A 22059-nucleotide genomic window follows, 5' to 3' on the forward strand; every position below is an offset into this window, starting at 1 on the left:
ATGTCCGGCGGAATTATCTCGACCATAGATCGGCCGCTTCGATGATTCAATTCGCAATCGGTGAATCGGTGCTTCACTATCGATCACTTGATATCCGTCCTGTGGTGCGGCAATCTCGAAATGTCGCCGGTTCTCCCGTCCCGGCGACCCGGTATCGCACCAGGTCACCATCGTGTTCTGCCCGGCATGGCACACGCGGTGACCGGGCGTACCGGCCCGGCCCGGCCCCTGCCGTCCGCCGAGTATCGCGAAGAATCAATCAATGGAGTACACGCATGAATTCCAATTTTCTGGACGAGTCGCAGGCGGCCTGGCTCGACGTCGTGAACAAATTCATGGACGAGGAGATCACCGTCGAGTACGTCCGGCACTGCGATATGAACCGGGAATACCCGTACGAGGCATACGAGAAGATCGCCGCGCAGGGCTGGCTGGGTATCCTCATCGACGAAGCCGACGGCGGCTCGGGCGGTGACATCTTCGACTACTCGCTGATGGCCGAGGGCCTGGGCAAATTCGGTTTCGACTTCGCCTGCTCGGTGCTGGTGCCCACCTTCACCGCCATGAACATCCTGAAGTACGGCACCGACGCGCAGAAGGCGCGCTACGTCAAGGCGTTCATCGACGGTTCGATCCGGTTCTCGGTGTCGATCTCCGAGCCCGACGCCGGTTCCGACGCCTCCAACACCAAGACCCGTGCCCGCCGCGACGAGAACGGTGACTGGGTCGTTTCGGGGCAGAAGCTGTGGTGCTCGGGCGCCGCCGCGAAGGACACCGTCATCGCCATGCTGGTACGCACCGACACCGAGGACAAGCACGGTGGCCTGTCGGTGCTGTTGATTCCCAACGACACCCCGGGCCTGGACATCCGCAAGCTGCCGACCCTGTCGCGGCATGCCACGGGCACCACCGAGATCTTCCTCGACGAGGTCCGGGTGCCCGCCGACGCGCTGCTGGGCGAGGTCGGTCAGGGCTGGCAGATCATCACCGAGCACCTGGAACTGGAGCGCTGTGCGGTCGCGGCGGCCTACGTCGGCAATGCCCAGCAGGCGGTGCACGCGGCCAACAAATATGCACACGAGCGCGTCCAGTTCGGCAAGCCGATCTACGAGTTCCAGGTGCTCAAGCACATGCTGGCCGAGAACCAGACCCGCGTGGATGCGGCCCGGCTGCTCTGCTATCGCGCGGCGAAGATGAAGGCCGCCGGCCTTCCTGCCCCGCGTGAGACCTCCATGGCGAAGCTGTCCGGCTCGGAGACCCTGAAGCAGTGCGCCCTCGACGGGATGCAGATTCTCGGTGGCTACGCCAACCTGCCCGAGGCCGATATGGAGCGCTACCTGCGTGAGAGCGTGCAGTCCACCATCGGCGGTGGCACCTCGCAGATCCAGCGCACCATCATCGCGAAGTCGATGCGCCTGCCGTCCGGCGCGTGATCCGCAATTCCGCACGAGTTTCCAGGAGGACCACCGATGGCCACCATCAACAACCGCATCGATATGCCGCTCGACGAAATCGAGGTCGGCACGGTATTCCGCTCCGGCGGGCGCACCATCACCGAAGCCGACGTGGTGAACTACTGCGCGCTGACCGGTAACTGGATCGAGATCCACTCCAATATCCACTACGCCGCGCAGACCCGCTTCGGCGAGCGCCTGGTACAGGGCTCGCTGACCTACTCCCTGATGACCGGCCTGATCCAGTTCGGGCCGTCCATCCAGGCGAACTACGGTATCGACAACCTGCGCTACCTGAAGCCGGTACTGATCAACGACACCATCTACGTCACCGCCGAGGTGATCGGCAAAAAGGACAAGGACGAGAAGTTCGGCGTCGTCACCTTCCTGATGAAGGCGCTCAACCAGCACGGTGACGTGGTGCAGCGCAGCGAGTGGAGCCTGCTCATGCTGCGCAAACGCGCGGACCTGGACGAACTCGTCGGCGCCTCGCTGCCGACCGAAAAGGTGCGGGGCTGAAACCATGAGCGCACAACCCGTCGCCGCGATCGTCGGCATGGGCGATGCCTATGCCACGCGCGACAATCGCAAGGATCCCCTGCAGCTGGCGGCCGAAGCCACGGTGGCCGCACTGGCCGACGCGGGGATCACGAAGAACCAGGTGGACGCGCTGTTCACCGGTCGTTCCCCGTGGGCCGACAAGCGTTCGCAGTGGAGCAATATCTTCGCCTCGCATATGCAGATGCCGCTGGCGTTCACCAGTGAGCTCACCCTGCACGGCGCCGGCCTCACCGCCACGCTCGCGCAGGCGTCACAGATGATCGCCGCGGGCACTGCCGAGTACGTGCTCTGCCTGCAGAGCGATGCGACGGAGTTGTTCGTGGATGCCGTGGCCATGGGTGCCGAGGCCGATGCGGATCCGCAGTACGAGGTGATCTACGGACCCACGATCCCGTCCCTCTACGCCCAGGCCGCCCGCCGGTACTTCCACGAATTCGGCATCACCGAAGCCGATCTGGCCGAGGTCGCCGTCGCCAATCAGCGCTGGGGTGCCCGTCATCCGCACGCGGCCAAGGCCAAGCACGGCGAGATCGATGTCGCCACCGTGCTCGCCTCGCCGTACGTGGCGACGCCGCTGCGCCGGTGGATGTGTTCGACCTGGGGTGGTGGCACCGGCGGCGCGCTGGTCGTCACCGCGCCCGACAATGTGCGTCCCCATCAGCAGCCGGTCTACCTGCACGGGTACGGATCGGCCACCACGCACGAGTACCTGTCGGACCGGATGAACATGCGCACATGCAAGTTCGCCGACTTCGGCACCCTGCCCAACCTGACCCATACCGCCACCATCGAAGCGGCCAGGCAGGCCTATGCGATGGCCGGACTCGGCCCCTCCGATATCGACATGATCCAGATGTCGGTGAACTTCGCGCACATGGGCCCGATCGTCATGGAGGACTTGGGCTTCGCGAAGAAGGGCCGGGGCATCGACGTCTATCGCGAGGGCCGCACCGGCACCGACGGCGACCTACCGACCGACACCAACGGCGGCTGGCTGTCCTTCGGCCAGCCCGGCATCTCCTGCAACATGGACACCCTCATCGAGACCGTGCGCCAGCTGCGCGGGCAGGCGCTGGGGCTGGTGCCCACCCACAAGCCGGAGACCGCGCTGGTCCAAGGGGCGGGCGGCATGCTGGCGGCGGGCAGCGTCCTGGTACTGGCGGCCTGAGCGGAATCGGAGACGAACATGAGCGAGACCACACCCAACGACTGGCCGCAGCCGTACCGGTTGCTCGATGCCGCACCCTACTGGGCGGCGCTGGACGAGCAGCGCCTGACCTTTCAACGCTGCGCCGACTGTGCCGAAGCCGTCTGGCCCGCGCATTCGTATTGCCCCTACTGTGCATCGTCCGCACTGAACTGGGCGGAGTCGACCGGGCGCGGCACGGTCTACTCCTTCAGCACGGTGATGCGTGGCCCGACGCCGGTATGGGCGTCGATCACGCCCTACACGGTCGGGTTCGTGCAGATGGCCGAGGGCTACATGCTCTTCGCCCAGATCGAAGGTGACCCCGAGGTCATCGCGATCGATCAGGACGTCACCGTCCGGTTCGTCGAACGCGGTGCTCAGACCATCCCCGTCTTCACCGCCGCGAAGCCCGGATAGAGGTACGTCATGAACCAGCAGAGCGAACTTCCGCTGTCCGGAATCGTCGTGGTCGAACTCGGCGACAGCGCCTCGGCGCCGTTCACCGGCAAGATCCTGGCCGAACTCGGGGCCGAGGTATGGAAAGTCGAACGACCGACCGGTGATTCATCGCGCGGGTGGGGTCCGAGCATGTGGAAAGGCAGCGGCGCGGCGTTCCACGCGCTCAACCGCGGCAAACAGTCCATCAGTCTCGACATCAAGGACCGCGAACAGCTCGCGCTGCTGCACCAATTGATCGCCGAACGCGCCGACGTGTTCCTGCACAATCTGCGACCAGGCTCCGCCGCGAAGTATGGTCTGGACGCCGAAAGCCTCCGGGTCACCAAACCCGAACTCGTGCATTGCGAGGTCGGCGCGTTCGGGCACGACGGGCCGATGAACAGCCTGCCCGGCTACGACCCGCTGATGCAGGCGTTCTCCGGCATCATGAGCATCACCGGCGAACACGCCGGCCCACCGGTCCGCGCGGGAGTGTCGATCATCGACTTCGGCACCGGAATGTGGGCGGCCATCGGCATCCTCGCCGCACTCCATCGGCGCCGATCCAAACTGGACGGTGCCGCGGTGAACGCCTCGCTGCTGGAAACGGCGATCGCATGGATGTCGATCGGCGTCGCGGGCTACCACGCCGACGGCGCCCCCGGTGAACGCCACGGCTCAGGTGTCGCGTTCATCGTCCCGCACCGCGCCTACTCGGCCGCCGACGGTGATCTGATCATCAGCTGCGGCAACGACGGGCTGTTCGCTCGCCTGAGCCAGGCGCTGGACCGACCCGAATGGGCGAGCGACGACCGGTTCGCGACGAACACCGCTCGGCTGGCCAACCGCGCCGAGATCGACCGCTCGATCGGAGACCGGCTGGCGGAGCACTCGCGCGAGCACTGGCAGAAACGGTTGCAGGACTTCGGTGTTCCCGTGGCGCCCGTGCAGACGACGGCCGAGATGGTGGCCCACGAGCAGACCAAGGCGCTCGGCATCATCGGTGCGCCCACCGGGGACGAGATCGGGGTCGTCGGACTGCCGCTGTCCTTCGACGGCAAACGACCACCCCCCTTGCCTGCCGCGCAGGATGTCGGCGGCGCCGACGAGCGGTTGCGCGGTGTTCTCGGACAGCGACGTGGCACCGACGGTAACAGCGATGGCTGACGGCAGTGGCCCGCTGACGGGCATCCGCATCGTCGAACTCGGCGGGGTCGGACCGACACCCTTCGCCGCGATGCTGCTGTCGGACCTGGGCGCCGATGTCATCCGGTTGGACCGGCCGCCGGGTTACGACGGCGGCGCATCGGTAGACGCGAAGTTCAACCTGCTCAATCGGGGCAGGCGCAGCGCCGTGTTCGATCTGAAGAAGCCCGCTGCGGTCGAGGCCGTGTTGCGGCTCGTCGGCGAGGCTCATGTGGTGCTCGAGGGGTTTCGGCCCGGGGTCGCGGAGAAACTCGGCCTCGGCCCCGAGGAATGTATGGCTGTGAATCCGGCGCTGGTGTATGGCCGGATGACCGGGTGGGGCCAGCACGGGCCGCTCGCGCGTGACCCCGGACACGACCTCAACTACATCTCGTTGACCGGGGTGCTGCATTCGGTGGGCCGCGCGGGTGAACCGCCCGTCATCCCGCTCAACCTGGCGGGTGACTTCGGCGGTGGATCGCTGTACCTGGCGCTGGGGGTGGTCTCCGCTCTGCTGGAGAGTCGTTCGTCGGGCCGGGGGCAGGTCGTCGACGCTGCCATGGTCGACGGCTCGGCATCGCTCATGACGCTGTTCTACGGCCTGTTCGCCGCGGGTTACTGGAGTGACGAGCGCGGCGTGAACCGGCTCGACTCGGGCGCACCCTGGTACAACGTCTACGAAACCGTCGATGGCGGATGGATCAGTGTGGGCGCCAACGAATCCCGCTTCTGGCGCAATCTGCTGCGGGTCATGGGTATCGACGAAGCGGAGCTGCCCGGCCAGCACGACAAATCGCACTGGCCCGCGATGCGGGAAAGGTTCGCTGCCGTGTTCCGCACCAGGACCCGCGACGAATGGTGTGCTCTCGCAGCCGGCCAGGAGGCCTGCCTGACTCCGGTGCTCTCGCTCACCGAGGCACCGAGCAACCCACACCTGCGGGCGCGCGGCACCTTCGTCGATGTCGAGGGAGTCGTCCAGCCCGCTCCCGCGCCACGCTTCAGCCGTACCCCCGGTGCGATCCAGCGACCGCCGGCCGAACCCGGTGAGCACACCGATGGGGTACTGAGCGACTGGGGATTCACCCCGGCCGAAATCACCACCCTGCGAGAACGGGGCGCGATCGGCTGACTGCAGCGTGCCGAAACGACAAGGGCTGGGCGGATTTCCGCCCAGTCCTCGTGCTGCGTGACTTGGACGTCACCGACGACTAGGCCTACGCCGAGGCGGCGGTCGCAGGCACCTTCGGCCCCCGCACCCAGGTGCCCGATGTGGCTGGGGAGTACTTCCAATTCGGGCAGACCCCGGTGAGGAGCACTCGCCGAGACGCGACCTGGCGGTATCTGACCAATGGCGGCGGCTGGGGTGACCCACTCGACCTCGACCCGGAGCGAGTCGAGCTCGACGTTCGCGACGGCTACACGACCATCGATGGCGCCGAACGCGAGTTCGGTGTCGTGATCACGGGCGATCCACACTGGGACCCGGAAAGCCTGCGGGTCGACGTGGCGGCGACCGAGGCGCGGCGCGCGGCGGCCCGCGTGTCGAGGTGAGCTGAATCGACGAATGCCCGGCCGGATCATCCGGCCGGGCATGGGGCCGATGTAAACCGGCGTTGATTCCTGCCAGGGCCCGCGCTCGTTCCATCCCTACACTCACTCGGTCACCGACGCCGATCGGGCGCGCAGTGTCTCCGGCGTGTACGCCGCACCCGCCGCCACCAAGTGCTCGATCTCGTCGTTGCCGAACCCATACTCGCTCAGGACCTGTACCGAGTGCTCTCCGAGCCTCGGTGCGGGGTAACGCAATTCGGGGGCGTCATCGCTCCACCGCTGCGGGATTCCCAATGATCGCAGGAGGCCCTCGGTCGGGTGCTCCTCCTCGATGAAGAACCCGACGTCATTCATGTGCGGATCGTCGAGGAGGGTTTCGGGGGTGTTCATCTCGATGGCGGGGATGTCGGCTTCGGCGAGGATCTGTACCCACTCGGCCGTCGTCTTCGTTTCGAGTACTTCGGCGAGGAAGCGGTAGAGCAGCCCGATGTTCTCGGTGCGGCCACCGATATCGGCGAAACGGGGGTCCTGGGCCATCTCGGGCCTGCCGGCCAGGACGAAGAATCGGTGCCAGTGCTTGTCGTTGTAGACGTTGACGCCGAGGTAGCCGTCGAGGGTGCGGTACGGGCGGCGGTCGGCGTTCATCATCCGGGCGTAACCGGAGGTGCCGATCGACGGGATGAAGGTGTGACCGTAGAGGTGGTCACCCATGGCGAACTGGGCGAATGTCTCGAACATCGGGACCTGCACCTCCTGGCCGCGTCCCGAGCGTTCGCGGCGGTAGAGGGCGGTGGTGATGGCGTTGGCCGCGGCCATGCCGACGACGCGGTCGGCGATCGCGGTGGCGATATAGGTCGGCTCACCGGTTTTGCGGCTCTGCAGGACCGGCATGCCGGCGGCGGCCTGGATCAGGTCGTCGTAGGCGGGCCGGTCCGCGTAGGGGCCGTTCTGTCCGAAACCGAAAGCGCCGCAATAGATCAGGTGTGGATTGCGCTCACGGACCTGCTCGTAGGCCAAGCCGAGGCGTGCCATCGACTTCGGCCGCAGACTGTAGAGCAGCACATCCGCCGAGGCCGACATACGGTGGAGTGCGGCGTTGCCGTCGGCGGACTTGAGATCGAGCACAACGCTGCGCTTGTTGCGATTGAGATGCAAGAAGATCGCGCCCATACCGGGATTGCGGCGTGGACCGACACCACGGGTGGTGTCGCCGGCCGTCGACTCGATCTTCACGACATCGGCGCCCATGTCGGCCAGCAGCAAGGTCGCGAACGGGCCCATGAAGTTCGAGGTGAGGTCGAGGATGCGCACGCCGTCGAGCGGTCCGGTCATGTTCGTCTCTTTTCGTGATGGGGGAACACGGCCGGGGCAGCTCACCGGCAGCGATCGTGAATCGTGCCGGGAGAACCCGAGGCCCGGTCACCGGTTGTCCTCATCGTAGGTCGCTGAACTGCTCGAACCCAGTGACATGTTCCGAAGCGGGAATTCGCGATGGTCGAATCGCCGGGCGACAGGGGCTATTACTGGGCCGAGGGTTATTGGGAAGAATCTTTCCCGTTGTCGGCCGATTCTGCCGGAGAGAACGCCATCACATCGGCTTCGAGCCGGAACAGATCATCGAAAGGATCGTGCCCGATGCGCACAAGCGTCACCTTCCCGAGCAATGGCCTGCGCCTGGCGGGCATCCTGTTTCACCCCCGACAACCGCGCCGGCGAGCGCCTGCCCGCCGTGGTGGTGTCGCACCCCGGCGGCGGTGTCAAGGAGCAGACCGCCAGCGTCTACGCGCAGCGCCTGGCCGACAAGGGCTACGCCGCGCTCGTGTTCGACGCCGCCTATACCGCATCGCCCAGTTCGACGCCTACGCCAAGATCGCCATGATCTCGCCGCGTCCGCTGCTGATGATCGTCGGCTCCCAGGCCGACACCGCCTACTTCAGCGAGGAGGTCATCGCCGAGGCCGCCGAGCCGAAGGAACTGTTCGTGGTCGACGGCGCCAGCCACATCGACCTCTACGACCTGGACCGGTACGTCACCCCCGCCGTGGGAAAAGCTCGACGAGTTCTTCGGTAAGGGTCTGGCCGGCTGATCCCGGTCACCGTTCACACAGACGTCTGCCCTGCACGGGCAATCCCCGGTGCGGGGCAGACGTGTGTTAATCGATCAGGGTGTCTTCACCAGGATCGGTCCGTCACCGAAGATGGTTCCGGTATCGACGGACGGCAGCGCGGAGCGGCTCAAAGTGCCGTCGCCGTTGACGTCGAAGACATGGATCTTCGTCGTCACCGTCGCGGGTAGACAGTCGGCGACGTAGAGGTGGCGCTCGTCGTCGCTGAGTTTCACCAACCCGGGGAAGGACCCCGCAGGCGCCCTGAACGGTGAGCCGGGGAGCGGTGTCAGTGCCCCGTCGGAACCGATCGAGAAGCCGGCAACCGCCCCGCCGGCGACCTCGGGAACGTAGACGAAGCGGCCATCGGAAGTCACCTCGGCCGCGTGCGGCATTCCGCCGGTGGGATAGGGCGAACCGGGGGTGGGTGTCAGTCGGCCGTCGTCACCGATGACGAAACCCGAGACATTGCTGCCTTGCTCGTTGCTCACGTACATGAACCGGCCGTCGGGGGAGTAGCCCGGATTGACCGGCAGTCTCCCGCCGGACACCGGGGCACCGAGGGCGGTCAGCTCACCGTCGGGACCGATGGCGTAACTGTGGATCTTCGCATCTGCAGCGCTGGTGAAGTGCAGGTAGCGACCGTGCGGGTCGACGGTGACCATCGGGAACACGGCGAATCCGTCGACTGTGATCTCGCGCTGGAAGGTCAGTGCGCCGGCGGACGAGACCGCGTATGTGCTGAGCCGCCCGGGAGACCCGCCCGCACCGATGAACAGGAATCGTCCGTCGGGCGTCACAATCGATGTCACCACGGGGCCACCGCTGAACGAGACCTCGCCGCCCGGGATCGGATGTGCCGTGCCGTTGTTGTCGAGGTGATAGCCGGTGACGCGTTGCGCACCCACCTGGGTGACGTAGACATTGCGGCTGTCCGGTGCCGCGGCCACCGACAGGACCCCCGGCCCCGCGCCGAATGGTGAGGCACCGACGGGGGACAATCCGCCGTTGTCGGCGATGCGCATGACCGCGACATTGCCGGTCGCGGTGCCGCCCATCAGCAGGAACTCGGAGTCCTGGCCGGGCGCCGCGGCTGCGGCGCCTGCCGCCCAACCGGCGCCGAGGAGTAGTGCCGCCAGCGCGGCGGCCGGTCTCCGGAACATCCTGGCGCGAAAGCCCGCACGGGGTCCTACGAATGTCGTCACCGTTCTCGTCAGACGCCCAGGAAATCGTGGTAGCGGAAGGTGATTTCGCCGTCGAGCATCTCGAGGAGTTCGGCGATCACACCGGACTCGTGGCGCCACGCGAGGTAGGCCTCGAAATCCGAACGCTTGTCCCACTTCTCGACGAACAGGATGCGGGTGGGCTCATCCTGATTCCGCGCGACCTCGACGCTGATGTTGCCGGGGAAGCTGCGGGTGCCCGGCAGGTTCTTGACGAACCACTCGCGCAGATCATCGAACCGGCCCTCTCGGGCCGACATGTCGATTGTCACCTGAATAGCCATGGAATTCGGACTCCTGTCAAGGAATGGGATTGTTCGGCGGAATTCGGCAGCAGCGAACGAGACGACCGTAACCTACATCACATCCGATGCCAATTGACGTTTCGGAAATCGGTGATTCGAGTCGGGTGAAGAGTGTGCGCGCCCAAGGTTTCGGAGTGGGCGAAGCCGGCCCGACACCGGAAACCGGGCCGCCGATCGGCACCGGGCTACTGTTTCCGCGGCATCGATGCTGGTAGCCGGTCGATAGCAGTTCGCGCGCAGTGAGTGTCCAAGAATCTGGACACTCATGTGATCTGCATTTACCTACGGTCGAACAGTGCCGCTACGCATCGGCAACATTTGCTCGGCGGACGACCGAACCATTCACACATTCCCGCCCGGCCGGATATTCCGGCAACTCGATATATAAGGTGAGAAATGACTGCCACCCTCCCCGAAACCGCGGCTGTCGACCGTGACGGTGTGCCGCACTACCGGCTGTTCATCGATGGTGCGTGGGTCGATACCGACACCACGATTCCGGTGATCGACCCGGCCACCGAAGAGGTCGTGGTCACCGTCGCGCAGGCCGACACCAGCCACGTCGACGCGGCGGTCGCCGCCGCCAAGCGGACCCACGAGTCCGGTGTCTGGCGCAACACTCTGCCCGCCGAGCGGGCCGCCGTGATCGACCGCGTGATCGCCGCACTGAGCGGCAAGATGGATGAGCTCGCGGTTCTGAGCGCCAGGGAGACCGGCATGCCGGTGCGGCTGGCCGGCGCCATCGGTGTCGGCTTCCCACTGATGCACCTGGGTCACTACGCGGAATTGACCCGCACCTACGAATGGGAACGCTCGGGACCTGTTGCCGGACAAGTGCTTTCGGCGAGCTTCATTCGCAAGGAGCCGGTCGGTGTGTGCGCGGGTATCGTGCCGTGGAACTTCCCGGCGGTCATCGCCGTGTGGAAGTCCATTCCGGCCCTGGCCGCGGGCAATACCGTGGTCCTCAAGACCGACGAGAAGACTCCGATCTTCGCCCTCGAGCTTGCCCAGCTGCTGAAGGAAGCCGGATTGCCCGACGGCGCGCTCAACATCGTCGTCGGTGACGGCCCGACCGTCGGCGCCCACCTGGTGAAGCACCCCGACGTGCGGCTGGTGTCGTTCACCGGCTCCACCGCCACCGGCCGTCAGGTGATGGCCGACGCCTCGGGCACCGTCAAGCGCGTGCTGCTCGAGCTCGGTGGCAAGGGCCCCAACGTCGTGCTCGACGACGCCGATCTGACTGCGGCGGTGGACGGTTCGATCTATGCCTTCCTGCTGCACGCGGGTCAGGCGTGTGAGTCCGGCACCAGGCTGCTACTGCCCGCGTCGATCCACGACGAGTTCGTCGCGCGCCTGGTGGAGCGGCTGAAGACACTGAAGATCGGGTCACCGCTGGATCCGGCCACCGACATCGGCGCGGTGATGAACAAGACCCAGCACGAGCGGATCCTCGGCTACATCGAGAAGGGCAAGGCCGAGGGCGCCACCATCGTCGCCGGGGGCGGCGTGCCGACCGGCGCAGGTTTCGAGAAGGGCTTCTGGGTCGAGCCGACGGTGTTCACCGGCGTCACCAACGACATGACCATCGCCCGCGAAGAGATCTTCGGCCCCGTGCTCTCGGTGCTGAAGTACGAGTCGGAGGACGAGGCGATCAAGATCGCCAACGACACCGAGTACGGCTTGGCCGCCGCCGTGTGGAGCCGCGACAACCAGCGCGCGCTCGAGGTCGCCCGTCGGATCGAGGCCGGTTCGGTGTGGATCAACGACTACCACAACATCTCCCAGTACCTGCCGTTCGGCGGCTTCAAGCAGTCCGGGACCGGCCGTGAGCTCGGTCCGGACGCACTCGACGAGTTCACCCAGGACAAGGGCATCACCCTCGACCTGTCCGGGGACGTCAGCCGGCGCGCCTACGGCCTGGTGCTCGGCACCCCGCCCTCGGCCGAGTAGCTGTACCCGCAGAACCCGCGCGCCCGGACATCGGGCTCGTATTCGAAAGATCCAACGGAGAATCTCATGATCAAAGGTCACTTCACCGATTCCGTGCTGATCGTGCGCGATCTCGGAGGCTATCCGGTCGGGCTGGTCACCGGTGAGCCGAATGCGGTGCAGAGTCCGCCGCCGGGCACGAAGATCCCGGATTCGGCTCCCTGCGTCCACGCGCACGCATGAACTCGCGGATGGAAGCGGAGACTGCCGTACGGCCCGCCTTCGGCTCCAGTGCGCCCGTCGGTCGCCTGCTCATCGACGGTGAGTGGGTGCCCGCCGCCACTGGCGCGACATTCGATGTCGTCGATCCGGGCACCGAAGTGGTGGTCGGTCAGGTCGCCGAGGCGTCCGCGACCGATATCGATGCCGCGGTGCACGCGGGGCGGCGTGCGTTCGACGAAGAGCGCTGGTTGCGCTTGTCGTCGGCGCAGCGCGGTGTGGTGTTGTGGCGGGCCGCCGATCTGATCGAGGCCAGGTCTGCGGAGCTGGCCCGGCTGGAGAGCCTGGACGTCGGAGTTCCTGTCTCGCAGGCGAAGCTGATGGTCGCCGAGGCCGTCAACCAGTTCCGCTATTACGCGGGCTGGGCCGACAAGATCCAGGGCACGACCGTCGATATCGGCCCCGCCGAGCGCCGCATGCACGGCGCCACCTACCGGGAGCCGGTCGGGGTGGTCGCGATGATCGTGCCCTGGAACGCGCCGCTGATCGCCGTGTCGATGAAGCTGGCCCCCGCGCTGGCTGCCGGGTGCACATGCGTGCTGAAGCCGTCGGAGGAAGCGCCGTTGTCGGCACTGGCGCTGGGGCGGATCCTGCTGGAGGCGGGTGTCCCCGCCGGCGTGGTCAATATCGTCACCGGCTTCGGGGTGGCGGGTGCTGCGATGGCCGAACATCCCGGTGTCGACAAGATCAGCTTCACGGGGTCCACCGAGGTGGGGCGCAAGATCGTCGCGGCGGCCACCGGCAACATGAAGAAGGTGTCGCTGGAACTCGGTGGCAAGTCGCCGGTGATCGTGCTTCCCGATGCCGACCTGACTGCCGCCGCAGCAGGTATCGCGCTCGGCGTGTTCTGGAACTCCGGACAGATCTGTACGTCGGGTACCAGGCTCTTCGCGCACGCCGACATCTACGAGGAACTGATCGAGGGGATCGCCGAACAGAGCCGCGCCATGAAGATGGGCTACGGCACCGACCCGGATGTGGTTCTGGGACCGCTGATTTCCCGACGACAGCTCGACTGCGTCGCGGGCTATGTCGACGGCGGAATCACCGCGGGCGCCCGGGTGATCACCGGCGGAAGACGTGTCGGCCGGACCGGCTACTTCTACGAGCCGACCGTGGTGGCGGACGCATCACCGGAGATGGCGATCGTGCGGGAGGAGATCTTCGGACCGGTCCTTGCCGCGCTCTCGTTCACCGACCCGGACGAGGCGATCGCAGCGGCCAACGACACGGAATACGGTTTGGCAGGAAGTGTCTGGACCCGCGATGTCGCGCTCGCGCACCGCATCGCCCGGCGTCTGCGCGGTGGTCGGATCGGCGTGAATATCCATAGGGCGGGTGGTGTCCAGATGCCCGTCGGCGGATTCAAACAGTCCGGCTGGGGTAGGGAGAACGGCCCCGACGCACTCGAGCAGTATCTCGAGACCAAATCGGTCGTGACACTTCTCGACCGCTGATCGCGCAACGGGCATTGCTACTTCACCCCGATTCGAACGAACTGAAAGTCGGTCCAACGTCATGACGAATTTCGATACGGGACTGGGTCAGAAGATCCAGTGGGTCGTCGATCTCGAGGAAATCAAGATGCTGATGGCGAAGTACTGCCACGGCATAGACAAGAAGGACGAAGAGACCTTCATGAGCATCTGGTCCGAGGATGCGGACTATGTGCTGCCCCGCGGGGAAGGCCACGGCATCGCCGGCGTCCGTGACCTGGTGCGGAAGGTGTGGCGCGAAGTTCCACGCTGTCACCACCACATCACCAATCCGATGATCGAGGTCCAGGGTGACACCGCGACAGCGGCTACCGATGTGTTCTACTTTCGTCTCACCGCGGACGGTACTCGCGTACTCCTGTCCGGCACGTATGCGTTCGAGTTCGTCAAACGCGAAGGGGAGTGGAAGGCGCGAAGTCTGGCTTTCGCAAGCTTCGTGACAGACAGTCCGTCCTTCGCATAGCCGCGTCGCGCGTCGAACGTGTAGGGCCCGCCGATCACTATCGGTGGGCCCTACACGAGTATGTGGGCGGGCACCGCTGCTGCGGTGCCGACCGCTTGTCGGAGTTGCTCCCGGCTGGGAGACCATCTTCCCCGGGGCGGTGGTCCCGGGGAAGATCTGCGTCGGCTCAGTCGAACAAGTCGAGTAGCGAGCCCTCGTTTTCCGAGCCGATGATTCCGACCGGCTTGCTGCTGGTGTCGTCGAGGATTGCGTCGAGGTTCGCTTGGATGTCCTCCGGGGTCGGCTCGGTGTTCTTGTAGCCGTCGTTCATCGTGAGCGCGAAGCGCTGCATCAAGCCTCCCTGGCTGAGCAGTGTTTCGCCGGTGATGGAGCAGTCCTCGTGTGCGAGGTAGGCAACCGTCGGGGAGACCATTGCGGTGGTCATGGTGCTCTCGAGCGTCTTCTTCAGATCGTCGGGGATCTCCGCCTCCGCCGCCATTCGCGTGTAGGCGGTGGGGGCGATCGCGTTCACGCGGATACCGGCCTGGAGCGCTTCCATGGCGAGGGTACGAGTGAACGAGAAGACGGCGCCCTTGGAAGCCACGTACGCGCTCTGCTGTTCGAAGCCGACCAGCGTAGGCGACGCGGTATTGACGACTCGCCCCGCGCCGGACTCGACGAGATGGGGCCATGCAGCAGCGGTCACGGCTGCGGTGCCGAGGAAATTGACCTCGATGTGCCGCCGGATGCCCTCGATCGCCTCCGGGCCGAAGGGTGTCATGTGGTTGATGCCGGCATTGTTCACGACGATGTCGAGACGCCCGAATGCCTCGATCGCGGTCTGCACGATCGCCTCGGCACCGGTCGTCACACTTTCGTGATTCGCGACGGCCCTTCCGCCTGCCGCGGTGATTTCGGAAACCACGTCGTCGGCCGGCGAGGTATCGGACCCGTGCCCAGCGGCAGAAGATCCGAAGTCGTTGGCCACGACGGATGCTCCCCGTGCGGCCAGCAGCAGCGCGTGCGAGCGGCCGAGCCCTCGGCCGGCGCCGGTGACGATCGCGACCTTTCCGTCGAAACGCAACATGGTCTCTCGCTTCCTTCCATGCACGGCATGGACGCAGATCGACGGGCCGCTGGGCGACCCATCGGGTTGAAAATATATTTAATAGTATATCCCCTCTGTGGTGTGGTAACGCAACAGAGTGGGCGAATTCAGTCGACTGCCTACCGTCGTCGACAGCCCGCGGCTGCGGCTGTGGTGATGAAGGAGGTTTACCCGGGTGAGTTGGACCTTACGGACGGTTCGGCTTCGGAAGTGTCCAAGAATTCGGACACAATCGGCTGAACCATGGGAAGTGCGGTACGCGGGTCGGCCGCCGGCGTCCCCATGTGCACGGGTTCGTCTCGAGGAGGGTGGCAGTGGCCGGGGTTGTCTGCCACTGCTGGAACAGCCGGATGCCCGACCGCTCAGGCATCGGCTCAGGGACGGGCGGCGGCGATCACCTGCAGGTCGGCCGAAATCTGCGCCGGCAAAGCGGTGACGGTGGATCTCCCGAAAACTCCGGCCCGGTCGTAGAGCAGCCCGGCGCCGATCGAAATACCATCGTGTTCCAGGCGAGCCGTTGCCGAGATGCCCAGTTCGTCGCCGGCCGGCAGCCGGCTGAACGCGACGGTGACGTCGGCGTTGATGTGCTCGAGGCCATGGGTGCCGAGGTTGGCGACCACATTCGACACATCGGCAGCAGCACAGGCGAACTGGAACGGCGTCGGCTCCTCTCCGACGACGACCGGGACGGCCCCGTGCCACACCCGGTTGCGGCTGGCATTGTGGTGCCGAGTCGAATCCGGGTCCCACCCGGCGTCGTCGCTGTAGTAGATACGGTCGGCCACCGAACAGTCGCGCCAGGATCGTGAGGGTGCGGGCAGCGTCGTATCAGCCGACCAACTGGTTCCGGCCGGGATATCGCCGGGGGCGAGGAACAGCGCGCGAGCTGTGGCCACCTGTTCACCCGCTTGACGCAGACGTGCGTCGATCAGGCACAGGCGCCGGCCGGTGCGGATGATCTCGGTCTCGACCGCGCACGGCTGCATGGTGACCGGGCGGAACAGATCCAGGGTCCAGCGGGCGGGCCGGAGGGCGGTCGTGGCGAGTTCGGCCAGCCGGTGCTCGACCGCGCGGGCGAGTGCCCCACTGATCGCCATGCCGCGCAGCTGACCTCCGGTCCAACCGCTGCCCGCAGCGGGGCGGGGCAACAGGACCTCCGGTTCCCCGGAAGCGGTGTCGAAGAATGCGGAGTTCCGCATCGAATTCCTTTCTGAGCTCGAGTGGTGCCGGGTCGGCGGCACCTCGAACCGTTGGGCGCCGGATCAGGAAACGACGACGGCGCGGGCCCCGTTCTCACCGGCGCAGTAGTCGACTGCCTTACCGACTTCATCGAAGTCGAACGTTTCGGTGACGAGCTGGTCGAGCAGCAGCCGGCCGCTGCGGTACAGATCGACCAGGCGGGGGATATCACGATGAACGTCGGCGGATCCGTAGAGACAGCCCTTCACCGTCTTCCCTGTCATCACCAGGTTGTTGAACACCTCGTCGACGCCGATGCCGGGTCCGGCCCCGACGAGGACGGTGGTGCCGCCGCGGCGCGCCATGGCGACGGCCTGGTTCACGGTTTCCTGCCGGCCGGCCACCTCGATCACGACATCGGCACCGCGGCGGCCGGTCAGCCGGTGCACCTGCTTGACGGCATCGGGGCCGGCGGTCACAGTGTGGGTTGCCCCGAGATCGACGGCCAGGTCGAGGCGTTCGGCATGGACATCGATGGCGATGATGGTGGTTGCCCCGGCTATCCGGGCACCCTGGATGGCATTGAGTCCCACCCCGCCGCAGCCGACCACCGCCACCGAATCGCCGACGTGGACACCACCGGTCTCGACCGCCGCTCCGAAGCCGGTGAGCACGCCGCAGCCCAGCAGGGCCGCCGAGGCGATCGGGACCTCGTCGGCGATTCGTACCGCGGCGCCGACGGGGACGACAGTGCGTTGGGCGAAGGTGCCGAGCCCACAGAATTGCCGTACCGGCTTGCCATCCAGGCTCATCCGAGTGCTGCCGTCGGGCATGGTGTGTGCACCGAGCATGGTCCGCGGCGTGCCGCACAGGTGCTGCTCGGCCCGTCGGCAGTAGTAGCAGTTACCGCAACTGGCCAGCCAGGACAATACGACATGATCACCGACGGCGAGATCGGCCACACCCTCGCCGATCTCCGACACGACACCGGCGCCTTCGTGACCGAGTACCAGGGGCAGCGGTGCGGGTAGTTTGCCGGAGAATACCCCGACATCGGAGTGGCAGACCCCGGTCGCCCGTACCTCGACGGCGACCTCGCCCGGTCCCGGTGTCGCCAGGTCGATCTCGGCGATCCGCAGGGGTGCTCCGGCGCTCTCGAACAGTGCGGCTCGTGTCATGGCTACTTCTCCGTCGTCTGGTTCTGCTCGTAGTCCGCGCGCAGAACGGTTTTCAGGACCTTGCCGTTGGCGTTGCGTGGCAGCTCGCCTACGACGTGGAAATGTCTGGGAACCTTGTATTTGGCGAGGCGTTCGATCAACCAGGAACGCAGCGCCGCGGTGTCCACGGTGCGGCCCTCCGCGGGGACGATCATGGCGGCGCCGACTTCGACGAAGCGGTTGTCGGGGACTCCGATGACGGCGGCGTCGGCCACATCGTCATGTCCGGTCAGCACCATCTCGATCTCGGCGGGGTACACGTTCTCCCCGCCGCTGCGGTACATGTCCTTGGCCCGCCCGGCGATGGTGAGGAAACCCGCTGCGTCGATGCGTCCGAGGTCGCCGGAGTGGCACCAGCCGTCGACGAAAGTGGCCTTGTCGGCCTCCGGGCGGTTCCAGTACCCGATGCTCACCCCGCCGCTGCGCACGCAGATCTCGCCGACCTCGTCGACGTCGGTGAGCGTTCCGTCGGGCCGGATCACCTTGATCTCGGTCATCGCCTGCGGTCGGCCGATGCTGCTCTCGTGCCCCCGGGCCTGGTTGAACGCCAAGGCGGTGCTCACCGCGCCGCCTTCGGTCAGGCTGTAGGACTGGACCAGCTCTACGCCGGGCAGACGCCGTTCGAGCTCGTCGTATACCCAGGGCATCACGATGTCACCGCCGGTGACGATACGCCGCGTGGCGGACGGAACCAGGGGAGTGAGGTCCGCACCGCCACGGAGCAGATCGAAGAGCATGAACGGGTACAGCAACAGGTCGGTGGATCCGTGCTGCCGCGCCACGTCCAGAAAGCCGGTGAGCGTGAAGTTCCCGGAGGGGAAGCTCACCGCCGTCCCGTGCGCGACAAGGGCAGGTAGCAGCAAGACCTCGAACCCGCCGGCGTGGAACAGCGGACCACTGGTCTGAGCCACGGTGCCGGCGTCGATACGCCATCGCTGGCATTGGATCGAGGCCGTCCACAGTGCGTTTCCATGTGAGAACAGCGCGCCTTTGGGGCGGCCGGTCGTGCCCGAGGAATACATCAGCGACACGGGGTCCTCGGACGACACCATGGGAAACCCCGTGCCATCGGAGTCTTCGGACGCGAATTCCGTCAGTGGAGTGGCTCCGTCGAGGGCGTCTGCGGAGCCGCGGACGACGAAGCCGGTGACGGGGACATCGTCGCGGACGGCGGCGATGGTGGGTGCGAACTCGGCGTCGAGAACGAGGACCACGGGTGCGGAGTCGGTCAGCGCGAACTGCAGTTCCGGTGCGGTAAGGCGCCAGTTGAGCCGCACCGCGATCGCACCGACCCGCCCGATGGCGAGATAGAGCGCGACATAGTCGGTCGAATTGCGCAGGAGCAGCCCGACCCGGTCGCCGCCAGCGACCCCGGCCTTCTGCAGTGCGCGCGCGTAGCGTAACTCGGTTGCGCGCAGCTCGGCCCAGCTGAGCGCCGGTTCGGCGCCGAGTGCCACCGCCGGGCGGGCAGGGTCGACCGCGGGCATCTGTGCCGCGACGGCGTCGGTGATGAAGTTCAGAGTCAGCCCCATGGGATGCTCCTGCAGGTGAGACGGCATCGGCTCATATCGTGTCCTTGTCGGCTAACAGATCGCCCCGGCAGTGCGGAGCGCATCGATTTCTTCCTGGGCGAATCCCCAATCGCTCAGGGCTTCCGTGGTATTCGCTCCGGCCGGCACCGCGGGGCCCTGGACCGAGCCGGGGGTGCGGCTGAACCGCGGCGCTGGCGCCGGTTGCAGGACCCCGTCGATCGGAACGAAACTGTTGCGGGCGACGGCCTGCTCGTCGTGCAGGGCTTCGTCGAGATCCAGAACCGGTGTGGTGCAGGCGTCCCGGCGGCCGAACTCCGCAGTCCACTCTGCCCTGGTCCGGGTGCGGAATCGGGCGGCGATGCGGGCGCGCAGGTCAGGCCAGCTCGCTCGATCCCATTGCTGCGCAGTCAGTTCCGGTTCCAAGTCCAGCACGTCGACGAGTTCTGCGAAGAACGCGGCTTCGATCGCGCCGACTGCCATCCAGCCTCTGTCGGCGGTCTCGTACACCGTGTAGAACGGAGCACCGCCGTCGAGCATGTTCGTCCCGCGTTCGAGACCGTGCATGCCCGTCTGGCGTTGCCCGTAGAACACACCACCCAGGAGGGCGATGCCGTCGATCATCGCCGCGTCGACAACCTGACCGTATCCGCTGCCACGTGCCTCCCACAGGGCGGCGAGCAGTCCGGCGACCAGCATCAGGCCACCGCCTGCATAGTCGCCGAGGAGATTGAGGGGTAGCGACGGCGCACCGCCCGCCGGGCCCATGGCCGCCAGCAGGCCGGTCCGCGACAGGTAGTTGATGTCGTGGCCGGCGGTGTGGCTGAGCGGGCCGTGCTGTCCCCACCCGGTCGCGCGTCCGTAGACGATGCGGGGGTTACGTTCGTGACAGTCCTCGGGACCGATGCCGAGCCGTTCGGCGACACCCGGTCGGTTGCCTTCGATCAGCATGTCGGCCTGTTCGACGAGCTGCAGGACGGTCTCGACGCCGCGCGGGTTCTTCAGATCGATCGCCACCGAGCGCCGGCCCCGGTCGTTGACGAACGCCGGTTGGCGGCCGTTGCTCGCACCGAGATCGGTACGCAGCGTGCCGACGGCCGAGGGCCGGTCGATGCGCAGTACCTCGGCGCCGAGATCGCTGAGCAACATGCCGCACCAGGGCCCGGGGCCGAGACCGGCGAGTTCGATGATCTTCAATCCGGCCAGCGGACCGGACGCTGCCGCTGGGGTGGCTGTCATAGCTGCCCCACCAGGATCTGCTTGCCCTCGGTGAAGCCGAGGATCCCCTCGGGACCGGACTCTCGTCCCCAACCGGAGGCTCCGACACCACCGAACGGAGCGCTCATGGCCGGACCGAAGGAGTTGACCGCCACGGCGCCGGAGCGGATCCGGCCGGCGACCTCGATCCCGGCGGCGGTGTCCGCGGTGAACACTGCACCGGACAACCCGAACGGCGTCCCGTTGGCCAGGCGGATCGCGTCGTCGAGGTCCCGGTACACCTGGATCGCGGTGACCGGGCCGAACACCTCGCTGCAAATCAGATCGGAGTCTTCGGCGGCATCGGTGAAGAGGGTGGGTTCGTAGTACCACCCACCTGTCGTGTGTGTCGGTCGCCGTCCGCCGGTGATCAGGCGTGTTCCGGAGGCGACGGCCGTGGCCACGAAGTCTTCGGTGCGCTGGAGCGCTGCGGCGTTGATCAGTGGACCCAGGTGTGTCTTCGGGTCGAGCGGGTCGCCGATGATCAGCCGCTGCCACCCGGCGGTGAGCTGCTCGACGAGCTCGTCGTGGCGGCGTTCGGAGACCAGGATCCGGGACAGCAGCGCACAGACCTGGCCGGTGCCGTTGGTCGCACCGGGAATCAGCGCACGCATGGTCCGGTCCAGCGGGGCGTCGTCGAGGATCACCGCCGGCGACTTTCCGCCGAGTTCGAGCTGGGTGCGCGCATATCGCTCATGTGTCGCCGCGAGGACGTCCTGGGCGGCGGTGTGCCCGCCGGTGAGTGAGACCATGTCGACGCGGGGGTCGCGGGTCAGCGCTTTACCGACCTCGACCGGTCCGCAGACGATGCTGACCACGCCGGCAGGGAATCCGGCCCGGCGGGCGGTGTCGGCCACCAATGCCATTGTCAGGTGTGATTCGGGGGCGGCCTTGATCACCACGGGGCAACCCGCCAGGAGCGCCGGCACCACCTTCGACGCGACGGTGACCACCGGGCCGTTATAGGGCAGGATTGCGACCACGACACCGACCGGTTCCCGGCGCAACAGGACGTCGCCGAGCTGTGACGGGCGCCGCTGCTCGGCGAGGATTTCCTCGGCGCCGTCCAGTGCAGATCGCCAGGCAGCCACGGTGCCGAATCGGTACAGCGCCCGCCCGTGCCGTAACGGCATTCCGGCCTCGACCGCCCACACGGTGTCGAGGTCGTCGGCGGCTGCATCGATCAGTTCGAACCATCGCGCTACCGCACCGATTCGGTCCTTCAGTGGCGTATCGGCCCAATTCGTACGCGCGCCATGTGCCGCCTCGACTGCTGCCGTCGCCTCCGCGACCGACGCCTGTCGCACGGTGGCGACCGGCAGGCCGGTGGCCGGTGCGACGACGGTGTAGCGATCTCCCGTCGCGGGGTGCAGGACACCACCGACGAGCACCTGGTCGGTGTGGGGGACGGTAACTCCGGAAACTTCCACGACTTCACCTTCTGCCGGCGGCCCAGCGCACAGCGGGGCCCGAATGGGCACGACTCGTGTACAGAAATTCTAGTGGTGGATAGATTATATATAGTGCTGTAGAACTTGCAAGGACGGCCGCGGACCACCGTGTGTGGCCGCGGCCGCACACGGTGTTGGTGAAGGTGCCTCGGTCGTCACTAG

At 66.5% G+C, this 22059-nt stretch carries 22 protein-coding genes; 13 read left to right on the top strand and 9 right to left on the bottom strand.

Annotated elements, in window-relative coordinates:
• Window positions 1-275 precede the first annotated feature (275 nt).
• The 7 genes from AC1HFH_RS13245 to AC1HFH_RS13275 all read left to right on the top strand — a co-directional run bounded on the left by AC1HFH_RS13245 (window position 276) and on the right by AC1HFH_RS13275 (window position 6378).
• The gene (locus tag AC1HFH_RS13245; protein ID WP_480243062.1) at window positions 276-1433 is read left to right on the top strand and encodes an acyl-CoA dehydrogenase family protein; all 1158 of its coding nucleotides are present in this window, start codon (window positions 276-278) and stop codon (window positions 1431-1433) included.
• Window positions 1434-1469: 36 nt separating this feature from the next.
• Window positions 1470-1973 (top strand): MaoC family dehydratase, encoded by a 504-nt coding sequence (locus AC1HFH_RS13250; RefSeq protein ID WP_480243063.1) that lies wholly within the window; start codon window positions 1470-1472, stop codon window positions 1971-1973.
• Window positions 1974-1977: 4 nt separating this feature from the next.
• Window positions 1978-3183 (top strand): thiolase family protein, encoded by a 1206-nt coding sequence (locus AC1HFH_RS13255; protein ID WP_480243064.1) that lies wholly within the window; start codon window positions 1978-1980, stop codon window positions 3181-3183.
• An 18-nt stretch (window positions 3184-3201) separates the two neighbouring features.
• A complete protein-coding gene (locus tag AC1HFH_RS13260; RefSeq protein WP_480243065.1) occupies window positions 3202-3621 on the top strand; it encodes a Zn-ribbon domain-containing OB-fold protein in 420 nt (139 codons plus the stop codon).
• Window positions 3622-3630: 9 nt separating this feature from the next.
• Window positions 3631-4809 (top strand): CaiB/BaiF CoA transferase family protein, encoded by a 1179-nt coding sequence (locus AC1HFH_RS13265; RefSeq protein WP_480243066.1) that lies wholly within the window; start codon window positions 3631-3633, stop codon window positions 4807-4809.
• The gene (locus AC1HFH_RS13270; protein WP_480243067.1) at window positions 4802-5956 is read left to right on the top strand and encodes a CaiB/BaiF CoA transferase family protein; all 1155 of its coding nucleotides are present in this window, start codon (window positions 4802-4804) and stop codon (window positions 5954-5956) included. The genes AC1HFH_RS13265 and AC1HFH_RS13270 overlap by 8 nt, the downstream gene beginning before the upstream one ends.
• Window positions 5957-6096: 140 nt before the next feature.
• Complete coding sequence (locus AC1HFH_RS13275) at window positions 6097-6378, top strand: hypothetical protein (protein WP_480243068.1); 282 nt, start codon at window positions 6097-6099, stop codon at window positions 6376-6378.
• A 102-nt stretch (window positions 6379-6480) separates the two neighbouring features.
• Here the strand turns inward: AC1HFH_RS13275 and AC1HFH_RS13280 are convergent, their stop codons facing one another.
• On the bottom strand, window positions 6481-7710 hold the full coding sequence (locus AC1HFH_RS13280) for a CaiB/BaiF CoA transferase family protein (protein ID WP_480243069.1): 1230 nt from the start codon (window positions 7708-7710) through the stop codon (window positions 6481-6483).
• 331 nt (window positions 7711-8041) lie between these two features.
• Here AC1HFH_RS13280 and AC1HFH_RS13285 point away from each other — a divergent pair, with 331 nt between their 5' ends.
• The gene (locus AC1HFH_RS13285; RefSeq protein ID WP_480243070.1) at window positions 8042-8257 is read left to right on the top strand and encodes a dienelactone hydrolase family protein; all 216 of its coding nucleotides are present in this window, start codon (window positions 8042-8044) and stop codon (window positions 8255-8257) included.
• On the top strand, window positions 8254-8448 hold the full coding sequence (locus AC1HFH_RS13290; protein ID WP_480243071.1) for a hypothetical protein: 195 nt from the start codon (window positions 8254-8256) through the stop codon (window positions 8446-8448). Before AC1HFH_RS13285 ends, AC1HFH_RS13290 begins: the two co-directional genes overlap by 4 nt.
• Window positions 8449-8538: 90 nt before the next feature.
• On the opposite strand, the gene AC1HFH_RS13295 is transcribed toward AC1HFH_RS13290, so the two are convergent.
• Window positions 8539-9645, bottom strand: coding sequence for a lactonase family protein (locus AC1HFH_RS13295; RefSeq protein WP_480243072.1), 1107 nt, complete (start codon window positions 9643-9645; stop codon window positions 8539-8541).
• Window positions 9646-9695: 50 nt separating this feature from the next.
• Complete coding sequence (locus AC1HFH_RS13300) at window positions 9696-9989, bottom strand: putative quinol monooxygenase (RefSeq protein WP_480243073.1); 294 nt, start codon at window positions 9987-9989, stop codon at window positions 9696-9698.
• A gap of 417 nt (window positions 9990-10406) precedes the next feature.
• On the opposite strand from AC1HFH_RS13300, the gene AC1HFH_RS13305 reads away from it, so the two are divergent.
• The 4 genes from AC1HFH_RS13305 (at window position 10407) to AC1HFH_RS13320 (ending at window position 14177) form a co-directional block, all read left to right on the top strand.
• A complete protein-coding gene (locus AC1HFH_RS13305; protein ID WP_480243074.1) occupies window positions 10407-11960 on the top strand; it encodes an aldehyde dehydrogenase family protein in 1554 nt (517 codons plus the stop codon).
• 66 nt (window positions 11961-12026) lie between these two features.
• Complete coding sequence (locus AC1HFH_RS13310; RefSeq protein ID WP_480243075.1) at window positions 12027-12182, top strand: hypothetical protein; 156 nt, start codon at window positions 12027-12029, stop codon at window positions 12180-12182.
• A gap of 8 nt (window positions 12183-12190) precedes the next feature.
• Window positions 12191-13675, top strand: a complete 1485-nt coding sequence (locus tag AC1HFH_RS13315) for an aldehyde dehydrogenase family protein (protein WP_480243076.1) — start codon at window positions 12191-12193, stop codon at window positions 13673-13675.
• Between the two features lie 61 nt (window positions 13676-13736).
• Complete coding sequence (locus AC1HFH_RS13320; RefSeq protein WP_480243077.1) at window positions 13737-14177, top strand: nuclear transport factor 2 family protein; 441 nt, start codon at window positions 13737-13739, stop codon at window positions 14175-14177.
• Window positions 14178-14343: 166 nt separating this feature from the next.
• Here the strand turns inward: AC1HFH_RS13320 and AC1HFH_RS13325 are convergent, their stop codons facing one another.
• The 6 genes from AC1HFH_RS13325 to AC1HFH_RS13350 all read right to left on the bottom strand — a co-directional run bounded on the left by AC1HFH_RS13325 (window position 14344) and on the right by AC1HFH_RS13350 (window position 21876).
• Window positions 14344-15243, bottom strand: a complete 900-nt coding sequence (locus tag AC1HFH_RS13325) for an SDR family NAD(P)-dependent oxidoreductase (protein ID WP_480243078.1) — start codon at window positions 15241-15243, stop codon at window positions 14344-14346.
• A gap of 395 nt (window positions 15244-15638) precedes the next feature.
• On the bottom strand, window positions 15639-16463 hold the full coding sequence (locus tag AC1HFH_RS13330) for an acyl-CoA thioesterase domain-containing protein (RefSeq protein WP_480243079.1): 825 nt from the start codon (window positions 16461-16463) through the stop codon (window positions 15639-15641).
• A gap of 63 nt (window positions 16464-16526) precedes the next feature.
• Complete coding sequence (locus tag AC1HFH_RS13335) at window positions 16527-17621, bottom strand: Zn-dependent alcohol dehydrogenase (protein ID WP_480243080.1); 1095 nt, start codon at window positions 17619-17621, stop codon at window positions 16527-16529.
• Window positions 17622-17623: 2 nt separating this feature from the next.
• A complete protein-coding gene (locus AC1HFH_RS13340) occupies window positions 17624-19192 on the bottom strand; it encodes a class I adenylate-forming enzyme family protein (RefSeq protein ID WP_480243081.1) in 1569 nt (522 codons plus the stop codon).
• A gap of 51 nt (window positions 19193-19243) precedes the next feature.
• Entirely contained in the window at window positions 19244-20428 is a 1185-nt protein-coding gene (locus AC1HFH_RS13345) for a CaiB/BaiF CoA transferase family protein (RefSeq protein WP_480243082.1), read from the bottom strand.
• Window positions 20425-21876, bottom strand: coding sequence for an aldehyde dehydrogenase family protein (locus AC1HFH_RS13350; protein ID WP_480243083.1), 1452 nt, complete (start codon window positions 21874-21876; stop codon window positions 20425-20427). The genes AC1HFH_RS13345 and AC1HFH_RS13350 overlap by 4 nt, the downstream gene beginning before the upstream one ends.
• Window positions 21877-22059 lie beyond the last annotated feature (183 nt).

This window comes from Nocardia sp. KT25-26 (genome assembly GCF_056627695.1).